At 70.8% G+C, this 18,093-nt stretch carries 13 protein-coding genes; 8 read left to right on the top strand and 5 right to left on the bottom strand.

The genetic code is table 11. The annotated features are described in order from the left end of the window. Positions 1–47 precede the first annotated feature (47 nt). Both JOD60_RS15450 and JOD60_RS15445 read left to right on the top strand, forming a co-directional pair. A complete protein-coding gene (locus tag JOD60_RS15450; RefSeq protein ID WP_076691495.1) occupies positions 48–1,433 on the top strand; it encodes an MFS transporter in 1,386 nt (461 codons plus the stop codon). Between the two features lie 28 nt (positions 1,434–1,461). Beyond that, entirely contained in the window at positions 1,462–3,345 is a 1,884-nt protein-coding gene (locus JOD60_RS15445; RefSeq protein ID WP_076691494.1) for an FAD-dependent monooxygenase, read from the top strand. A 4-nt stretch (positions 3,346–3,349) separates the two neighbouring features. Here JOD60_RS15445 and JOD60_RS15440 read toward each other — a convergent pair whose 3' ends face one another. Together JOD60_RS15440 and JOD60_RS15435 are read right to left on the bottom strand one after the other, a co-directional pair. Then, positions 3,350–5,110 (bottom strand): Na+/H+ antiporter, encoded by a 1,761-nt coding sequence (locus tag JOD60_RS15440; protein ID WP_076691493.1) that lies wholly within the window; start codon positions 5,108–5,110, stop codon positions 3,350–3,352. Between the two features lie 246 nt (positions 5,111–5,356). After that, complete coding sequence (locus JOD60_RS15435) at positions 5,357–7,033, bottom strand: thiamine pyrophosphate-binding protein (RefSeq protein ID WP_076691492.1); 1,677 nt, start codon at positions 7,031–7,033, stop codon at positions 5,357–5,359. A gap of 242 nt (positions 7,034–7,275) precedes the next feature. On the opposite strand from JOD60_RS15435, the gene JOD60_RS15430 reads away from it, so the two are divergent. Together JOD60_RS15430 and JOD60_RS15425 are read left to right on the top strand one after the other, a co-directional pair. Continuing rightward, a complete protein-coding gene (locus JOD60_RS15430) occupies positions 7,276–8,748 on the top strand; it encodes an NAD-dependent succinate-semialdehyde dehydrogenase (RefSeq protein WP_076691491.1) in 1,473 nt (490 codons plus the stop codon). A gap of 65 nt (positions 8,749–8,813) precedes the next feature. Then, positions 8,814–9,155 (top strand): hypothetical protein, encoded by a 342-nt coding sequence (locus tag JOD60_RS15425; RefSeq protein ID WP_076691490.1) that lies wholly within the window; start codon positions 8,814–8,816, stop codon positions 9,153–9,155. Between the two features lie 245 nt (positions 9,156–9,400). Here JOD60_RS15425 and JOD60_RS15420 read toward each other — a convergent pair whose 3' ends face one another. Continuing rightward, a complete protein-coding gene (locus tag JOD60_RS15420; RefSeq protein WP_076691489.1) occupies positions 9,401–10,840 on the bottom strand; it encodes a helix-turn-helix transcriptional regulator in 1,440 nt (479 codons plus the stop codon). Positions 10,841–10,959: 119 nt separating this feature from the next. Here JOD60_RS15420 and JOD60_RS15415 point away from each other — a divergent pair, with 119 nt between their 5' ends. Next, positions 10,960–12,855 carry a phosphoenolpyruvate carboxykinase (GTP) gene (locus tag JOD60_RS15415; protein WP_076691488.1) on the top strand — a complete coding sequence of 632 codons (1,896 nt, stop codon included), beginning with the start codon at positions 10,960–10,962 and terminating at the stop codon, positions 12,853–12,855. Positions 12,856–12,994: 139 nt separating this feature from the next. Here the strand turns inward: JOD60_RS15415 and JOD60_RS15410 are convergent, their stop codons facing one another. Together JOD60_RS15410 and JOD60_RS15405 are read right to left on the bottom strand one after the other, a co-directional pair. Then, positions 12,995–14,908 carry an ABC transporter ATP-binding protein gene (locus JOD60_RS15410; RefSeq protein ID WP_076691487.1) on the bottom strand — a complete coding sequence of 638 codons (1,914 nt, stop codon included), beginning with the start codon at positions 14,906–14,908 and terminating at the stop codon, positions 12,995–12,997. 46 nt (positions 14,909–14,954) lie between these two features. Next, positions 14,955–15,167, bottom strand: a complete 213-nt coding sequence (locus tag JOD60_RS15405) for a transcriptional regulator (RefSeq protein ID WP_076691486.1) — start codon at positions 15,165–15,167, stop codon at positions 14,955–14,957. A 194-nt stretch (positions 15,168–15,361) separates the two neighbouring features. Between JOD60_RS15405 and JOD60_RS15400 the strand changes: the two genes are divergently transcribed. Genes JOD60_RS15400 through JOD60_RS15390 form a run of 3 tightly spaced genes read left to right on the top strand, consistent with a single transcriptional unit; the run spans position 15,362 to position 18,041 of the window. After that, entirely contained in the window at positions 15,362–16,303 is a 942-nt protein-coding gene (locus JOD60_RS15400) for an ABC transporter ATP-binding protein (RefSeq protein ID WP_076691485.1), read from the top strand. Beyond that, positions 16,300–17,196, top strand: a complete 897-nt coding sequence (locus tag JOD60_RS15395) for an ABC transporter permease (RefSeq protein WP_076691484.1) — start codon at positions 16,300–16,302, stop codon at positions 17,194–17,196. The genes JOD60_RS15400 and JOD60_RS15395 overlap by 4 nt, the downstream gene beginning before the upstream one ends. Further along, positions 17,193–18,041 (top strand): ABC transporter permease, encoded by an 849-nt coding sequence (locus JOD60_RS15390; protein WP_076691483.1) that lies wholly within the window; start codon positions 17,193–17,195, stop codon positions 18,039–18,041. Before JOD60_RS15395 ends, JOD60_RS15390 begins: the two co-directional genes overlap by 4 nt. Positions 18,042–18,093: the final 52 nt, after the last annotated feature.

Genomic DNA, 18,093 nt, shown 5'->3' with positions numbered 1-18,093 from the left:
CGCACCCCGACGAAGCCGTCGTCGCCCACTGACACTGGAGTCATGACATGAGCACACCTTCCGTCCGCGCCGGCGGGTTCACCCCGACCGGCACGATCGCCAGCCACACCGATCGTCGCCGCGTGGTCTTCGCCACGGTCGTCGGCACGACCGTCGAGTGGTACGACTTCTTCATCTACGCCACGGCCGTCGGCCTCGTCTTCGGCGAGCTGTTCTTCGCGCCGCTCGGCGCCAACAGCGCCCTCGTCGCTTTCGCGACCGTCGGCATCAGCTTCCTGTTCCGCCCGCTCGGCGCGTTCCTGGCCGGCCACCTCGGCGACAAGTACGGCCGCAAGCCGGTGCTGATGTGGACGCTCATCATGATGGGTGTCGCGACGGCGCTCATCGGTGTGCTGCCCACGTACGACGCCATCGGCATCGCCGCGCCCGTGCTGCTCGTGCTGCTGCGCATCGTGCAGGGGATCTCTGCCGGCGGCGAGTGGGGCGGCGCGGTGCTCATGGCCGTCGAGCACGCGCCCCGGCCCCGCCGCGGCGCCTTCGGCGCGTCGCCGCAGATCGGCGTGCCGCTGGGCCTGCTCCTCGCCTCCGGCGTCATGGCGCTCATGACGCTCCTCGCGCCCGGTGACCAGTTCCTCACGTGGGGCTGGCGCATTCCCTTCCTGCTGTCGGTCGTGCTCATCCTCGTCGGCTACTACGTGCGCCGCCGCGTCGAGGAGAGCCCCGTCTTCGCCGAGCTCGCCGAGCGCAAGGAGGAGACGAAGATGCCGATCGTGCAGCTGTTCCGTCGCCACGCGCTGCTCGTGATCATCGCCGCGCTCGTGTTCGCCGGCAACAACGCCGTCGGCTACATGACCACCGGCGGCTACATCCAGGGCTATGCGACGAATCCCGAAGGGCCGCTCGCCCTCGAGCGCGGTCCGGTGCTGTGGGCCGTGACCGGCTCCGCCGTCACGTGGCTGCTGTCGACGCTCGCCGCCGGATTCATCTCCGACCGCATCGGCCGCCGCACGACCTACATCATCGGGTGGATCCTGCAGCTGGTCGGTGTGTTCACCCTCTTCCCGCTCGTGAACACCGGCGACATCGGGCTGCTGTTCCTGGGACTCGCGATCCTCACGATCGGCCTCGGCTTCACCTACGGACCGCAGGCGGCGCTGTATGCGGAGCTGTTCCCGGCATCCATCCGTTTCTCGGGCGTCTCCATCTCGTACGCGATCGGGGCGATCCTCGGCGGTGCGTTCGCCCCCACCATCGCGACGGCGCTCGTGCAGGCCACCGGAACGACGATGTCGGTGACGTGGTACCTCGCCGGCATGACCGTGCTCGGCCTCATCGCGACGCTGCTGCTGCGTGACCGCAGCGGCATCCCCCTCGGCCCCGACCACGAGGCCGAGCAGTCGGTGAGCCCCATCCGGGGCATGGCCAAGGCCTGAGCCGGTCACCGCGAAGGAGTCGACGACGATGCAGTTCCACCACCACGGCTACGTGTCCGCAGACCCGCGCATCCAGCCGGCCGCCGGCACCGGGATCGACCGGCCGACGGAGGTTCCCGACGAGGTCGACGTGCTCATCGTCGGGTCGGGACCGGCGGGGATGCTGCTGGCGGCGCAGCTGTCGCAGTACCCCGACGTCACGACGCGGCTCATCGAGAAGCGCGAGGGGCGGCTCGTGCTCGGGCAGGCCGACGGCATCCAGCCGCGGAGCGTCGAGACCTTCCAGGCTTTCGGGTTCGCGGAGCGCATCGTCGCCGAGGCGTACAACATCGGCTGGATGAACTTCTGGGGGCCCGATCCGGCCGACCCGACGCGGATCGTGCGGCGCTCTCGGACCGCTGACTACGCGTACGACATCAGCGAGTTCCCGCACCTCATCGTCAACCAGGCGCGCGTGCTCGACTACTTCGCCGAGGCGGCAGCGCACGGCCCGGGCCGCATTGCGCCGGACTACGGCGTGGAGTTCCTCGGGCTCACCGTGCCGGGCGACGACGCCCTCCCGGTCGACGTGCGCCTGAGGGATGCCACGGGCGCCGAGCGCACCGTCCGCGCCCGCTACGTCGTGGGCTGCGACGGCGCGCGCAGTCGCGTGCGTGCGGAGATCGGACGCGTGCACGTCGGCGACATCTCGCAGCATGCGTGGGGCGTCATGGACGTCCTGGTGGAGACCGACTTCCCCGACTGGCGCATCAAGTGCGCCATCAACGCGGAGGCGGGGAACATCCTGCACATCCCGCGCGAAGGCGGCTACCTCAGCCGGGTCTACGTCGATCTCGGCGCGGTCGCCGCCGATGACGACCACCGCGTGCGGCAGACGCCGATCGAGGAGATCATCCGCCGCGCGAACGAGATCCTCCACCCGTACACGCTCGACGTGCAGAAGGTCGCCTGGCACAGTGTCTACGAGGTCGGGCACCGCGTGACCGATGGCTTCGACGACGCGCACGGAACCGACCGCGCGCCGCGGGTGTTCCTCACCGGCGACGCCTGCCACACGCACAGCGCCAAGGCCGGTCAGGGCATGAACGTCTCGATGCAGGACGGCTTCAACCTGGGCTGGAAGCTCGGGTCGGTGCTGACCGGGTTGAGCCCGGCATCCCTCCTGTCGACCTACGGCACCGAGCGGCGCCCCGTCGCGCAGCAGCTGATCGACTTCGACAAGGAGTGGTCCTCGCTCATGGCGCGCAAGCCCGAGGAGATCAGCGACCCGGGCGATCTCGCGACCTATTACCTCGCGACGGCCGAGTTCCCGTCGGGGTTCATGACGCAGTACGAGCCCGGCACGGGCGTCGTCGCGCGCGACGCGCACCAGGAGCTCGCGACCGGGTTCCCGCTCGGCAAGCGGTTCAAGAGTGCGCCGGTGACCCTCGCCGCCGACGGCAACGTCGTGCACCTCGGTCACCACGCGAAGGCCGACGGGCGGTGGCGGATCTACGCCTTCGCCGATGCTGCGGGGCTCGCGCCCGGCTCGGCGCTGACCCGTTTCGCCGAGTGGCTTGGCGCGGCGCCCGACTCGCCGGTGCGTCGCTACACGCCGGCGGATGCCGACGTCGACGCCGTCTTCGACGTGAAGGCGATCGTGCAGGGCGGCTACGACGAGGTCGACGTCACGAGTGTGCCGGAGATCTTCCGGCCCGAGAGTGGGCCGCTGGGCCTGATGGACTGGGAGAAGGTCTTCGCTGCGGCGCCCACGCGCTGGAACGAGACCGACATCTTCGACGCGCGCGGTCTGTCTCGGGGTGGTGTCGTCGTGGTGGTGCGCGCCGACCAGTACGTCGCGCACATCCTGCCGTTGGACGCCACCGACGCGCTCGCCGCGTTCTTCGACCGCTGGATGCTGCCGCAGCGCTGACGCGTCAGTCGAGCTGCTCGATGCCGCTCAGCCGCATCTCTTCGAGGTCGAGGTGGGCCTCGATGCGGCGCACGACGAGGTCGTCGATCGTGCCCTCGCGCCGCATCCGGTGCAGGACGGCGCGCTTGCGATCCAGCAGGGCGAGCCTGAGGCGCGTCGCCTCCTCGTACTTCTGGATGGGCGAGCGCTGCGTGAGGTCGATCCCGTCGCTCGTCGCGAGCATCTGCAGAGCGGATGCCGCGGCCGTGCCGCCGCCCGCGGACCCGACCGTTGTGGTGCGCGGCGGTACCTCGCCGATCTCCGGGACGGGGCCCGTGTCGGCGGCATCCGGTTCATCGAGCATCGTCTCGAGCTCGGCGATGTGCGCGTCGTCGGTCTGCCGCTGCCGCGCGTAGGCGCGTGCGTTGGCGAGCTCGAGCATCTCGTAGCCCTCGCGCCGAGCGCGGTCGCGCACATCGGCGCTGATGCCGTGCTCGGCGGCGATGTCGTCGAGCGCCGCGAGCGCCGCACCTGAGATCGCCCGCTGGGCGAGCTCGTACTCTTCCTCCGCGGCGGCGTCTTCGGGCAGACGCGCCCAGCGTACGATCGCGGGGAGCAGCGGCCCCTGCACGAGCAGGCTCAGCAGGATCACCCCGGCCGTCACGAACACGATCGCGTCGCGACCCGACAGGTCGCCCGGCCCGTTGACGGTCACGGGCACCGACAGGGCGATCGCGAGCGAGACGGCTCCGCGGAAGCCGGCCATCGTGTTCACGATGCGCGCCCGGTTGTCACCGAACAGCTGACCTCCGGCGGGACGCGAGAACGGCGCGAACAACAGCAAGAACAGGTAGCGCACGACGATCAGTGCGATCCACGCCGCGACCGAGACGAGCAGCAGGGTGCCGATGAGCCGCCCCGGGATGTCGTTGACGACGTACTGCACTTCGAGGCCGATGAGCACGAACAGGGCCCCGTTGAGCAGGTAGACCCCGAACGGCCACGCCGCGTTGGCCTGACGGCGCGAGGCGGCCGTCGTGATGCGCGAGTGCGTCCACGCGACGATGAGTCCGGCGAAGACGACCGCGAGAACGCCCGAGGCTTCCACCAACTCGGCCAGCAGGAACGCCAGGAACGGCACGATCAGCAGGGTGATGTTGATGACGAGCGTCGAGCGGGTGCTGCGCAGTGCGAGATAGGCGAGGGCCGCGACGGCGATGCCGGCGGCCGCGCCGCCGAGGTACGAGATCAGCACGCTCGCCGTGATCGACCACCCGGTGACGTTCTCGCCGAGCGCGAGCGACAGGGCGATCGCGTAGACGACGAGCGCGGTGCCGTCATTGGTGAGGCTCTCGGCCTTGAGCTTCATGAACATCCGCTGGGGCAGCAGGTGCCCGAGGGCGGCGACGGCGGTCGCGTCGGGCGGGGCGACGGCGGCGCCCAGCAGCAGGCCCGTCTGCCACGGCATCCCGAACAGTGTCGCGATCCACGCGACGCCGAAGGCCGACGCGACGACCAGCAGTGTGCTCATCGGCACGATGTAGCGCAGGGCAAGGCGGATCGTGCGCAACGACGTCGTGAGGCTCTCCCAGAAGAGCATGACGGGCAGGAACAGCAGCAGCACCGTCTCGGGCGGCAACTGGATCTCGCGCAGCTGCGGCACCAAGCCGAGCGCGAGGCCGATGATGACCAGGAGCAACGGTGTTGCGATCCGCAGCTTCGGCGCGAGCGCCGTGCCGGCGAGTATCGCGAGCCCGAGCAGGACCGTGACTTCGAGACCTTCCATGGCATCCTCCTCGCGCTCTCGCACTCAGTGTGCGCTGAGGTTCCAGCGCGGCGCCAGGCCCTGGCATTCCCTGTCTCGCGCCGACCCCGGGGCCGCGAGTTCGCCGGTTCGTTCGTGAGTTCGCCGGTTCGTGCGCGAGTTCGCCGGCGAACTCGGCGGGGAAGTGGCGAACTCGGCGGGGAAGTGGCGAACTCGGCGGGGAAGTGGCGAACTCGGCGGGGAAGTGGCGAACTCGGCGGATGGGGGTCAGGAGTTCACGCGGATGATCTCGTGCTGGTACGGCGCGATGATGTCGCCCGAGATGCGGCAGTCGAGCAGCAGGAACGGGCGAGCGGATGCCGGGGTGCGCGCCCACTCCGCCAGCGCGTCGAGGTCGGCGAGTTCGCGGACGACGACGCCGCGCGCACCGACCGATGCCGCCAGCCCCGCGAAATCGACCTCGGGGATGAGCATCGGCTCGTGGGCGAGGCCCTGCAGGCCGTACAGGTTGACCTCCGCCCCATACGCGGCGTCGTTCCAGACCACCGCGAGGCCGCGGCCCGCGGCGACCCGCACGGCGGATTCGAGATCGGCGAGGGCCATGAGGCCGCCGCCGTCGCCGGTCGAGAGCACGACCGTGGCATCCGGCTTCGCGAGGGCGGCGCCCGGCACCGAGGGGAAGCCGAGGCCGATCGACTGGTACGCCGTGCCGACCATCATCATGCGGTCGGGTGAGGCGACGGGCCAGTACATGTTCGCCCACCCGAGGAAGTGACCGCCGTCGGTCACGACGACCCGGTCGCGCGTCGAGGGCGCGCTTTCGAGCATCTCGGCGATGCGGATCGCCACCGCACGCGGGTCGAGACGTCCGTCCGGGGCGAGTTCGTCGCCCGCGTCTCGGGCACACAGCGCGGCGATGTCCACGTGCTCGCGCCAGCCGCTCGGGCGCGCCCCGGCATCCGTCAGTTCTGCGAGCTCGGCGAGGAGCGCCTCGGCGACCAGCCGCGCGTCGCCGCGGATGAAGCCGCTCACATGCGGGTGGGTGGCCGCCGGGGCGATGTCGACCTGCACGACGCGCGTGCCGGGGGAGAAGAGCGAGCCGAAGCGCATCGTGAACTGGTTGAGGCCCGCGCCGAAGACGACAGCGACGTCGGCCGTGCCGATGAGCTCCATCGCCGCTTCGGCGCCGAACCCGCCGGTGACGCCGAGGTCGAACTCCGCGCGCGGGAAGACGCCGCGGCCGAGCGCGGTCGTCGCGGTCACGGCCCCCGTCGCGTCGGCGAGGCGGCCGAGGGCGTCACCCGCGCCGGCGAGCCAGGCACCGCGGCCGGCCAGCAGCACGGGGCGTTCGGCCTCGGCGAGGGCGCGGGCGAGGTCGGCGATCGCCGCCCGGGCGAAGGGGGATGCCGGTTCCAGCGGTCCGGGCAGGGTGGGCTGCGGTGCGGCGGGGACGGGCCCGGCCTCGAGCTTCGCGACGTCGTACGGGATCGCGAGCACGGTCGGCACGCGGTACGACAGGGCGTGCTCGATCGCGATGACGGTCGTGGCCGCGGCATCCGCCCGCCCGACCGTGTACGTGCGGGCGCCGACGGCGGAGGCGAGGGCGATCTGGTCGACGTCCCACGGGCGCGGGCCGCTCGTCGGCTCGTCGCCGACGACGAGGATGAGCGGGACGTGCGCCTGGACGGACTCGGCGAGGGCCGTCAGCGTGTTGGTGAACCCGGCGCCGTAGGTCGCGGTGGCGGCGGCGAGCCGTCCGCTCGCCCGGTGATAGGCGTCGGCGGCGACGACGCCGCCCGCCTCGTGCCGGACGGCCGTGTAGTGCACCTGGGTCGAGCGCTCGAGCGCATCGAGGAAGTAGGCGTTGCCGTTGCCCATGACCCCGAAGACGTGGTCGATGTGGTGGGCGAGGGTCTGGGCGACGTGGGCGGAGACGGTGGGCATGACGATGCCTTTCGAGACGGGACGGAGGAAGGCCGTATGTGTCTCGCGTGCCCCTTTTTCGAGCACCGGCTCGCGTCATCGCGTGCCGGACGAGTCGATTATACGGGCGCCGGATGCCGCGGCCCGCGGTCCCGCCAGGCTTCTCGGGCGCTCGGTGTCCGCCGAGCAGGGTCACGGCAGCGAGCGATCGTATACGATTGCTGGAGAGATGTCATGCCGCATCCGACGACGAAGGAGTCCCCATGAGCGCTGAGCGTGAGACCGAACTGCTGGACCGCGTACCCGACGGCCTGTTCATCGGCGGGAGCTGGCGCGGCGCCGAGAACGGCGCGACGCTGACGGTCGCCGACCCCGCGACCGGCGACGTCGTCAAGACGATCGCGAGCGCCTCGGTCGCCGACGGCATCGCCGCCCTCGACGCGGCGGTCGCGGCGCAGGACGCGTGGGCGGCGACGCCCGCCCGCGAGCGCGCCGAGCTGCTGCGCCGCGCGTTCGACCTGCTGCAGGAGCGCAAGGAGGACTTCGCCCTGCTCATGACGATCGAGATGGGCAAGCCCCTCGCCGAGGCCCGCGGCGAGGTCGCGTACGGCGGCGAGTTCCTCCGCTGGTTCAGTGAGGAGACCGCCCACCTGCAGGGTCGCTATGGCGCGAACCCCGAAGGCACCGGCCGGATGATCGTCACGCACCACCCGGTCGGGCCGTGCTTCCTCATCACGCCGTGGAACTTCCCGCTCGCGATGGCCACCCGCAAGATCGCTCCGGCGCTCGCCGCCGGCTGCACCGTCGTCGTCAAGCCCGCTGCGCTGACGCCGCTGACGACGCTCGCGTTCGCCCAGCTGCTGCAGGACGCGGGACTGCCCGACGGTGTCGTGAACGTCATCACCACCTCGACGTCGGGGCCGGTCTCCGACGCCATCATCGCCGACCCGCGGCTGCGGAAGCTCTCCTTCACCGGGTCCACCCCGGTCGGCCAGCAGCTGCTGCAGAAGGCCGCGGCCGGGGTGCTGCGCACCTCGATGGAGCTCGGCGGCAACGCGCCCTTCGTCGTGTTCGACGACGCCGACCTCGACAAGGCCGTCGACGGCGCCATCGCTGCGAAGTTCCGCAACATCGGCCAGGCGTGCACCGCGGCCAACCGGTTCATCGTGCACCGCGACGTCGCCGACGAGTTCGCGCGCCGTGTCACCGAGCGCGTCGAGGCGTTCCGCACCGGACGCGGCACCGAGGAGGGCGTCACGATCGGCCCGCTCATCGACGACAAGGCGGTCGCGAAGGCCGATGAGCTCGTGCGAGACGCGGTGACCCGCGGCGCGACGTTGCGCACCGGCGGATCCGCGATCGAGGGCGCGGGATCGTTCTACCAGGCGACGGTGCTCAGCGACGTGCAGGCGGGAAGCGACATCCTCCGCGAGGAGATCTTCGGGCCCGTGCTCGCCATCGTCCCGTTCGACGACGAGGACGACGCGGTCCGCCTCGCCAACGACACCGAGTACGGCCTCGTCTCCTACGTCTACACCGAATCGCTCAGCCGCGGGCAGCGGATGATCGAGCGGCTGGCGACGGGCATGATGGGCCTCAACGTCGGCGTCGTCTCCAACGCCGCCGCCCCGTTCGGCGGCTGGAAGCTCTCCGGTCTCGGCCGCGAGGGTGGCGCCGAGGGCATCCACGAGTACCTGCAGACGAAGTACACGCTCACCGCGAACCCGTTCGGGTAGCAGGCACCGCGGGCGGATGCCGCGGCATCCGCCCGCGGTCGAAAAGCACACGGCAGGATGGCCCCATGGACATCCTCCGGCTGCGCGCCGAGCGGCTGCGCTCGCACCGTCTGAGCGCGCCCGCGGCGACCATCGCCGATGCCGCCTCGCACATGATGGCGACCCAGGGTCAGGAGTTCTGCACCGTGCCGTGCGCGCCGGAGTTCCTCGCGGCGATCGGGCCCACCGCGAACGGCATCGTGCGGCCGATCCTCGTCGCGGGCGGGGAGATCATCGGCGTGTGGTCGCACTCGGTCGCCGTCGGCAAACACCACCTCCTCCCGCAGCACGAGGTGTTCGACGCGGCTGTCGATCCGGCATCCGTCGACGCCGCCCTCGCCCGCTACGCGCGCTTCATCCGCGGCTGAGCCCGCGGCGGCGGTGCGGCCGGAGCCGTCGCGCGTTCCGAAAGCAGGCTGAATCGACCCGCGGAGCGCGATTCGGCCCCGCCGGGGTCAGTTCAGCCTGCTTTCGCGACGCCGAACCGGCCATCCCGCCGCCACGCCCACGCCGCCGCCCACGCCGACGCCGAACCGGCCGCACCTGCACCGCACCCGCGCCGATCACCCGCACCCCGCGCCGACCCCGCCGCCGCGCCGCGCCCCGCCTCAGGTCACGACTCGGCGTGACGGTCCAGGAACGCGTACACCTCGCCGTCGTCGACACCCGGGAAGGCCCCCCGCGGCAGGGGCGAGAACATCTGCATGTGCACGCGCGCGCTCGGCCAGGCCTTGCCCTGCCAGCGGCCGGTCAACTCGGCATCCGGCCGACGGCAGCACGACTCGTCCGGGCAGGTCGAGGTCGCGCGCTTCTGCGTCTCGCGGCCACGGAACCAGCGCGCATCGTCGAACGGCACGCCGACGGTGATGGAGAACTCGCCGTCGGAGGTCCGCCCGGTCTGACTCGAGCACCAGAACGTTCCGGCGGGGGTGTCGGTGTACTGGTAGTGCTCGACGGTGCGGTTCTGCTCCGAGAAGGCGGCACGCGCCGCGAAGCGGCGGCACACCACCTGCCCCTCGACCGACCCCGTGACGTCCATCGGCAGCGGCAGGTCGTCGTTCTCGTACGCGCGCGTGATCGCGCCCGCGCCGTCCACGCGCAGGAAGTGCAGGCGGATGCCGATGTGCTGCGTCAGCAGGTTCGTCAGCCGCATCCCCGCCGCCTCGTGCGTCACACCGAACGCGTCACGGAAGTCCTCGACGGCGAGATTCCGGTCCTTCTTCGCCTGCGCGAGAAACGCGACCGATGCCGTCTCGGGCATGAGGCAGCACGCCGCGTAGTAGTTGATCTCCAGCCGCTGCTGCAGGAAGTCGGCGTAGTCGGTCGGCGGCGTGTGGCCGAGGAGCCGGTGCGCCATGGCCTGTAGTGCCATCGACCGCAGTCCGTGCCCGCCGGGGATGGATGCCGGGGGGAGATAGATCCGGCCGTTCTCCAGATCGGTGACCGAGCGCGCCGAGTGCGGTAGATCGTCGACGTAGATCAGCTCGAACCCGAGTTGCGCGGCCATGATGCTCACGGTCCGGTGGGTGAGGGCGCCGGAGGTGTGCCCCGCCGCCTTCAGCTGCTTCTCCGCCAGCTTCTCGATGTCGGGCAGGTAGTTGCCCTTCTCGCGCATGAGCAGCCGCAGCTCGGTGTTCGCCCGGCGCGCCTCCTCCGGCGTCGCGATGGCTTCGCGCTCGCGACGCTGCAGTTCGTGATGCAGGCCCAGGATCGACTCGATGGTCTCGTCGCTCGTCGCCTTCGTGACCCGCACCGGAGGGATGCCGAGGCGCCGGAACACGGGTGAGGTCTGGGCGCGCTCGAGTTCGAGCTCGAGCGCGGCACGGCGGTTGGGGGGTTCGGAGGAGAGGAGGTCGGTGACGTCGGTTCCGGTCGCGCTGGCGATCGCCTGCAGCAGCGACAGCTTCGGCTCGCGCTTGCCGTTCTCGATCAGGCTCAGCTGGCTGCCGGCGACGCCGACCTTCGCCCCCAGTTCGTCCAGCGTCAACCCGTGGGAGACGCGCTGATGACGGATGCGGTGGCCCAGTGTGGACAGCTCGAGGGACGATGCCATTCCTTGAGCATATCGAAAGAAATCCAGTTCTTGACGCGGAGATCCTTGGCAAGCGCGGCGATTCACGACGCAGAGTGGAAGAGCAGCACAACAACGCCGCATCCGCTGAAGGAGCTGACATGGCCATCGCCGACCTCTTCACCCGCCCGACCGCCGTCGCAGCCCCGGGCGGTTCCGCCCCGGCATCCCGCGCCTTCGGCTCTCGCCCGGTCCTCGCCGGCACCGGCCTCGAGGAGCTGTTCGCCTGGGTCGACGAGATTGCCGCCCTGACGAAGCCCGACCGCATCCACTGGGTCGACGGCTCGCGCGCCGAGAACGAGGCGCTGCTGCGCGAGCAGGTCGCCGAGGGCAAGCTCATCAAGCTCAACCCGGAGTGGCGTCCGGGCTCCTACCTCGCCCGCTCGCATCCGAGCGATGTCGCCCGCACCGAGGCGCGCACGTTCATCGCGTCGGAGCGCGAAGCGGATGCCGGCCCCACCAACAACTGGGCACAGCCCGACCAGATCCGCGCCACGATCACGCCGCTGTTCGAGGGCTCCATGCGGGGCCGCACGATGTACGTCGTGCCGTTCTCAATGGGTGCCGTGGGCGGTCCCCTCTCGCACATCGGCGTGCAGGTGACCGACTCGGCCTACGCCGTCACCTCGATCGGCATCATGACCCGCGTCGGCACCTCGGTGCTCGAGCAGATCGCCGCCGGCAAGCCGTGGGTCAAGACCGTGCACTCGGTCGGCGCCCCGCTCGAGCCGGGACAGGCCGACGTCGCATGGCCCTGCAACGACGAGAAGTACATCGTCCACTTCCCCGAGACGCTCGAGGTGTGGTCGTACGGCTCGGGCTACGGCGGCAACGCGATCCTCGCGAAGAAGTGCTTCGCGCTGCGCATCGCCTCGGTCATCGGGCGCGATGAGGGCTGGCTCGCCGAGCACATGCTCCTCATCCGCGTCGTCTCGCCGGAGGGGCGGAAGTTCCACCTCGCGGCCGCGTTCCCGTCGGCGTGCGGCAAGACCAACCTCGCGATGCTGCGCCCCACGATCCCCGGCTGGCGCGTCGAGACCCTCGGCGACGACATCGCATGGCTCCGCCCCGGCGACGACGGGCGGCTGTGGGCGATCAACCCCGAGGCGGGGTTCTTCGGGGTGGCCCCCGGCACCGGCGAGTCGACCAACGTGGCCGCCGTGGAGACGCTGTGGGGCAACACGATCTTCACGAACGTGGCGCTGCGCCCCGACGGCGACGTCTGGTGGGAGGGGCTCACCGACGAGGTCCCCGCCGAGCTCACCGACTGGGAGGGCAAGCCGTGGACCCCGGCCTCCGGTCGCCCCGCGGCGCACCCCAACTCGCGCTTCACCGTGAGCGCCGCGCAGTGCCCGCAGATCGCCCCGGACTGGGACGCGCCCGAGGGTGTGCCGCTGGACGGCATCCTCTTCGGCGGTCGTCGCGCGACGAACGTCCCGCTCGTCGTCGAGGCGACCGACTGGACGCACGGCGTCTTCCTCGGCTCGAACATCTCGTCCGAGCGGACGGCCGCCGCCGAGGGCACCGTCGGGGAGCTGCGTCGCGACCCGTTCGCGATGCTGCCGTTCTGCGGATACAACATGGCCGACTACTTCGGCCACTGGCTGCAGGTCGGGCAGAAGCTGCGCTTCGACCGCGCGCCGCGCATCTTCCAGGTGAACTGGTTCCGCAAGGGCTCGGACGGCCGGTTCCTGTGGCCGGGCTTCGGTGACAACGCGCGCGTGATCGACTGGATCATCCGCCGCATCGAGGGCGCCGTTCCGGCCGTCGACAGCGCGATCGGTCGGCTGCCCGAGACGTCGGACCTCAACCTCGACGGCATCGAGGTCCCGGCATCCGACCTCGACGCGCTCTTCGAGGTCGACCCGGACCTCTGGCTGCAGGAGGCCGCCCTCACGGAGGAGTTCTACCGCACCTTCGACGGCAAGGTCCCTGCCGCGCTCTACGCCGAGCTCGCCGCCCTCCGCTACCGCCTGAAGCTCGCCCAGCGGGCCTGAGCCGCGTGTCGTCTCGCTCTGCTCGCTCAACGACCAGCGGGGAGTCCGGCCCCATGACCGGTCGCCCCGCGAGGGAGCGCCAGCGACCGAGACGAAACGCCCGAAACGACCGGACGAGCCTCCACCGGGCGACGCGCACTCAGACGAGCAGCTGATGCCGCGCGAGGTCCCGGTACAGCGGCACGGTTTCGACGAGCTCGGCGTGCGTCCCCTGCCCGACGACCTCGCCGCGGTCGAGGACGACGATGAGGTCGCTGTCGACGACGGTCGACAGCCGGTGGGCGATCACGACGAGGGTGCGGCCGGCGGCGACCGCGTCGATCGCCTCCCGCATCCGCTGCTCGTTGAGGCCGTCGAGCGATGACGTCGACTCGTCCAGCAGCAGGATCGGGGGAGCGGCCAGCAGCGCCCGCGCGATCGCGAGGCGCTGGCGTTCGCCGCCCGACAGCATCACGCCGGCTTCGCCGACCGGCGCCTGAAGGCCGAGTGGTGACCGCTCGAGCACGTCGCCGAGGTTCACGGCCCGCAGCACCCGCTCGCAGGCGGCGTCGGATGCCGTGGGCGAGGCGAGCCGCAGATTGTCGGCGATCGTTCCCGCGAGGGTCGGCGCGTCCTGCTCGACGTACCCGAGTTGCGCGCGCAGCCGCGTGCGGTCGATCGCGCGGACATCGACTCCGTCGAGGAGAATGGCCCCGGCCGTCGGGTCGTAGAACCGCTCGATGAGGGCCAGGGTCGTGGACTTTCCGGCTCCCGACGGGCCGACCAGCGCGACCCGCGCCCCGCGCGGAACCCGGAACGACACCCCGCGCAGCACCTCCCCCTCCGCGTCGGCGACCGCGACGGTGTCGGCGTGCGCCTCGGCGAGGAGCGCCGCCGCCTCGGTCTCCGTGCGGCGCCGCGCCTGCACGACGGCATCCGGATACGCGAAGTGCACGTCGCGGAACTCGATGGCGGCGGCATCCTGAGCCGCGGCATCCGTCACCGCGATGGGGGAGGTCGCCGGGGCGAGGGATGCCGCGACCTCCGCGTCGCACGCCGTCTCGGTCCGCAGGTCCAGCACCTCCTGGATGCGTCCCAGGGCGCCGAGGGCCTGGTTCACCGAGGTGATGGCGCCGAAGAACGACCCGAGCGGCTGCACGAGGAAGAACAGGAACATCACGAACGTCACGAGCTGCGCGATCGTGATCGCCCCCGAGGCGACGCGGAACCCGCCGACGCCGAGCACGACCAGCAGCGACAGCTGCAGCGCGATGCCGGCGATCGGCACGATGAACGCCGACGCCTTCGCGACCTGCACGCCCGCGTCGTAGGCACCGCGCGCGGTGGCCTCGATCGCGGTGCGCTCGCGGTCGGCGGCGCCCGCGGCGCGGATGGTCCGGATCGACCCGACGGCGCGCTCGACACCGGAGGCCAGTTCGCCCACGCGTTCCTGCTGCAGCGTGGTGGCGCGGCGGATCCGGCCGCTGAGCGCGCCCACGACGGCGATCGAAGCGCCCACGACCACGAGGATCAGCAGCAGCAGGACGGGGTCGATGAGGAGCATCGCGACGACGGCGCCGACGAAGATCAGCGCGTTGCCGATCGAGTCGGCGAGGCCCTGCGTCAGCACGGCGTACAGCAGCGTGGTGTCGGTCCCGACGCGCGAGACGAGGTCGCCGGTGCGCCGCGCGTCGTACTCCCGCACCGGCAGGTGCAGCAGCTGGGCGATCAGCCGGCGGCGGCTCGAATACACGACCGCGGTTCCCATGCGCTGCAGCAGGAAGTGCTGGATTCCGCTGATCACCGATCCCACCACGACGAGACCCACGAGCAGCCAGATGAGGATGCCGAGGGGAGCGCTCGTCTGCACCCGCTCGATCAGCTGCCCCACGACGAGGGGCTGGGCGAGGGTGAACGCCGCGGCGAGGATGCTCAGGATCGCGACGACGAGGAGCACGCCCTTCTGCTCGAACACGAACGGGAGCAGCTGGCGGAGGCTCGCGCGGGGGCCGTCGTCCTTGTGACTCCTGCCGGGGCGGGCGGGGCGGCGCGAAGGGGTGCGCGGTGTGGACATGGTGGTGCGTCCTCGTGATTCGGGTTCGGAGGCGACGATGCCGCTTCTATCTTCGTCCGTATTTCTTGTGCACAGCCTGACGGCTGACGCCCAGGGCGTCGGCGATCGCGACCCACGAGAAGCCGAGGGCGCGCGCGCGGCGCACCTGCTCGGCTTCGGCGCGCGCGAGGTCGGCGTGCAGCGCGCGCAGCCGGCGGAGTTCGGGGAGGGGGTCGCCGCCGTCGGCCGCGGCGATCGCGGTGCGGATCTGATCGCTCATGCCGTCAACCGTAGTTGACGTCACGGCATCCTGTCAATCAAGGTTGACACTGGTCGCGTTCCTGCGGAGATCTGCACTTCTGCGGACCGATCTCCGCCCTGGCCTCCGAAGAACGGCAGATCTCCGCAGAAGTGGGGGGACGGTCCGCGGATGCCCGGGGTGCCGATGTCCCTGCCCCGCGCTAGTGTGAACCGGTGCCCGCTCCTGTGATCGCCGCCCAGAGCCTCGTGAAGACGTACAAGGTCAAGGGCAAGCCTGACTTCGTGGCTGTCGACGGGCTGAGCTTCGAGGTCGCGCCGGGCGAGTCGTTCGGCCTCCTCGGCCCGAACGGCGCCGGCAAGTCCACGACCATGAAGATGATCGGCGCGGTGTCGACCCGCAGCGGCGGCGACCTGCAGATCCTCGGCCTCGATCCTGACCGGTACGGCCCCGAGATCCGCTCGCGCCTCGGCGTCGTGCCGCAGCAGGACAACCTCGACGGAGAGCTCAACGCCCGCGAGAACCTCTACATCTACGGTCGGTACTTCGGCCTCCCCGGCAAGGTCTGCCACCGCAAGGCCGACGAGCTCCTCGCCTTCGCCCAGCTCGAGGACAAGGCGACGAGCAAGGTCGACCAGCTCTCCGGCGGCATGAAACGGCGTCTGACGATCGCGCGGGGCCTCATCAACGATCCGCGCATCCTGCTCCTCGATGAGCCCACGACCGGTCTCGATCCGCAGGCGCGCCACGTGCTGTGGGATCGGCTGTTCCGCCTCAAGGAGCGCGGCACGACCCTCGTCCTCACGACGCATTACATGGACGAGGCCGAGCAGCTGTGCGACCGGCTCATCGTCGTCGACAAGGGCCGCATCATGGCCGAGGGCACCCCGGCATCCCTCATCCGCGAGCATTCCAGCCGTGAGGTGCTCGAGGTGCGCTTCGGCTCCGACCGCAACGCGCAGGTCGCCGAGCGCCTGCAGGGCATCGGCGATCGCCTCGAGGTGCTGCCCGACCGCATCCTCATCTACACGCACGACGGCGAGACGGCGCTCGAGCGCATCACGGCCGCGGGGCTCGAGCCGATCACCTCGCTCGTGCGGCGCTCGTCGCTCGAGGACGTCTTCCTGCGCCTGACCGGACGGTCGCTGATCGAATGACCCTTCGACAGGCTCAGGGACCGGGCGATCAGGGAGCGGATGCCGGGACCCACCCCACCCTCGACGAGCTGCGCGCCGAGGCGATGGCGTGGGGACGCAAGCCCCGCCGCCGCGGCAGCTGGTACGTCACCGAGCACATGGTGCGGGCCATGCGCGCCTACGGGTGGACCATCATCGTGGGCGCGGTCGGGCAGCCGATCCTCTACCTGCTGGGCCTCGCGGTGGGCCTCGCGGCCCTCATCACGGTTCCGATCGTCGATCACGGGCAGGAGGTCAGCTACCTCATGTTCGTCGCGCCGGCGCTCCTCGCGACAGCGACGATCTCGGTCGCGAGCGAGGAGATGACCTACCCGGTCATGGCGGGCTTCAAGTGGCGCCGCTACTTCTACGGCTTCAACGCGTCGCCGCTGTCGAGCCCGCAGATCGCCAACGGCGTCATCGCCGGCGCGACGGCGCGCATGCTCCTCGCCTCCGCGGCGTACTACCTCATCGTGTGGCTGCTGCCGTTCGGCGCGGTCCCGCATCCCGAGACCGGGTGGCTCGCGATCTTCGCCGGCGTGCTCGCGGGCGTGGCGTTCGGCATCCCGCTGATGGCCTACGCCGGGTCGATCGAGGACGACAAGGGGCAGTTCGCGCTCGTGCAGCGGTTCATCTTCATGCCGATGTTCCTCTTCTCCGGCACGTTCTATCCGCTCGACACCCTGCCATGGTGGCTGCAGTGGATCGGCTGGATCTCCCCGCTGTGGCACGGCGCCGAACTCGGCCGGGTCGCCACCTACGGGGCGCAGATCCCGCCCGCGATGATCGCCGTGCACCTCGCGTACCTCGTCGTCCTCTCCGCGGTCGGCTACCTGTGGGGCCGGCGCGTCTTCAGCGAGAGGCTCGCGCGATGACCGTTCGACAGGCTCAGGGACCGCGACCGGAGGCCGAGACGCCGACGGTCGCGCGCCGCGGCGGCGTCCGCGCGCTGTGGGCGGGCAATCCCGGCGCCGTCGTGCAGCGCGGCCTCATCGCGGCGCGCTCGTCGAGCTGGGTGGTCGTGCTGTCGGGCTTCTTCGAGCCGGTGTTCTTCCTGCTGTCGATGGGCATCGGGCTCGGCGCCTTCATCGGCGACGTGCAGGTCACGCAGGGCGTGACGGTGCCCTACGCCGCGTTCATCGCGCCGGCGCTGCTGGCGGTCTCGGCGATGAACGGCGCGATCTACGACTCGACGTGGAACGTCTTCTTCAAGCTGAACTACGGCAAGCTCTACGAGGGGATGCTGTCGACCTCGCTCGGTCCGCTCGACGTCGCCCTCGGCGAGATCCTCTACGCGCTGCTGCGCGGCCTCGCCTACGCCACCGGCTTCATGATCGTCATGCAGCTGATCGGGCTGAATCTGTCGTGGACGGCGCTGCTGGCCCTTCCCGCGGTCGTCCTGATCGCCTTCGGGTTCGCGAGCCTCGGGATGGCGATCACGAGCTACATGAAGACGTTCCAGCAGATGGACTGGATCAACTTCGTCATGCTCCCGATGTTCCTCTTCTCGGCGACGTTCTACCCGATCTCGGTCTACCCCGGCTGGGTGCAGCAGATCGTGATGGCGCTCCCGCTCTGGCATGGCGTCGAGCTCATCCGCGGGCTCACCACCGGCATTCTCTCTGCGGGCATGCTCTGGCACGTCCTCTACTACGTCGTCATGATCGCGGTCGGCCTCGTCTTCACGACCAAGCGGCTGCGGGCGCTGTTCCTGGACTGACCCCGCAGAACGACGGATGCCGCGGAGCAGCGCCCCGCGGCATCCGTCGTTC

Source organism: Microbacterium aurum (assembly GCF_016907815.1).
Classification (GTDB): Bacteria; Actinomycetota; Actinomycetes; order Actinomycetales; family Microbacteriaceae; genus Microbacterium; species Microbacterium aurum.
This window is presented reverse-complemented; position numbering and strand designations above follow the sequence as displayed.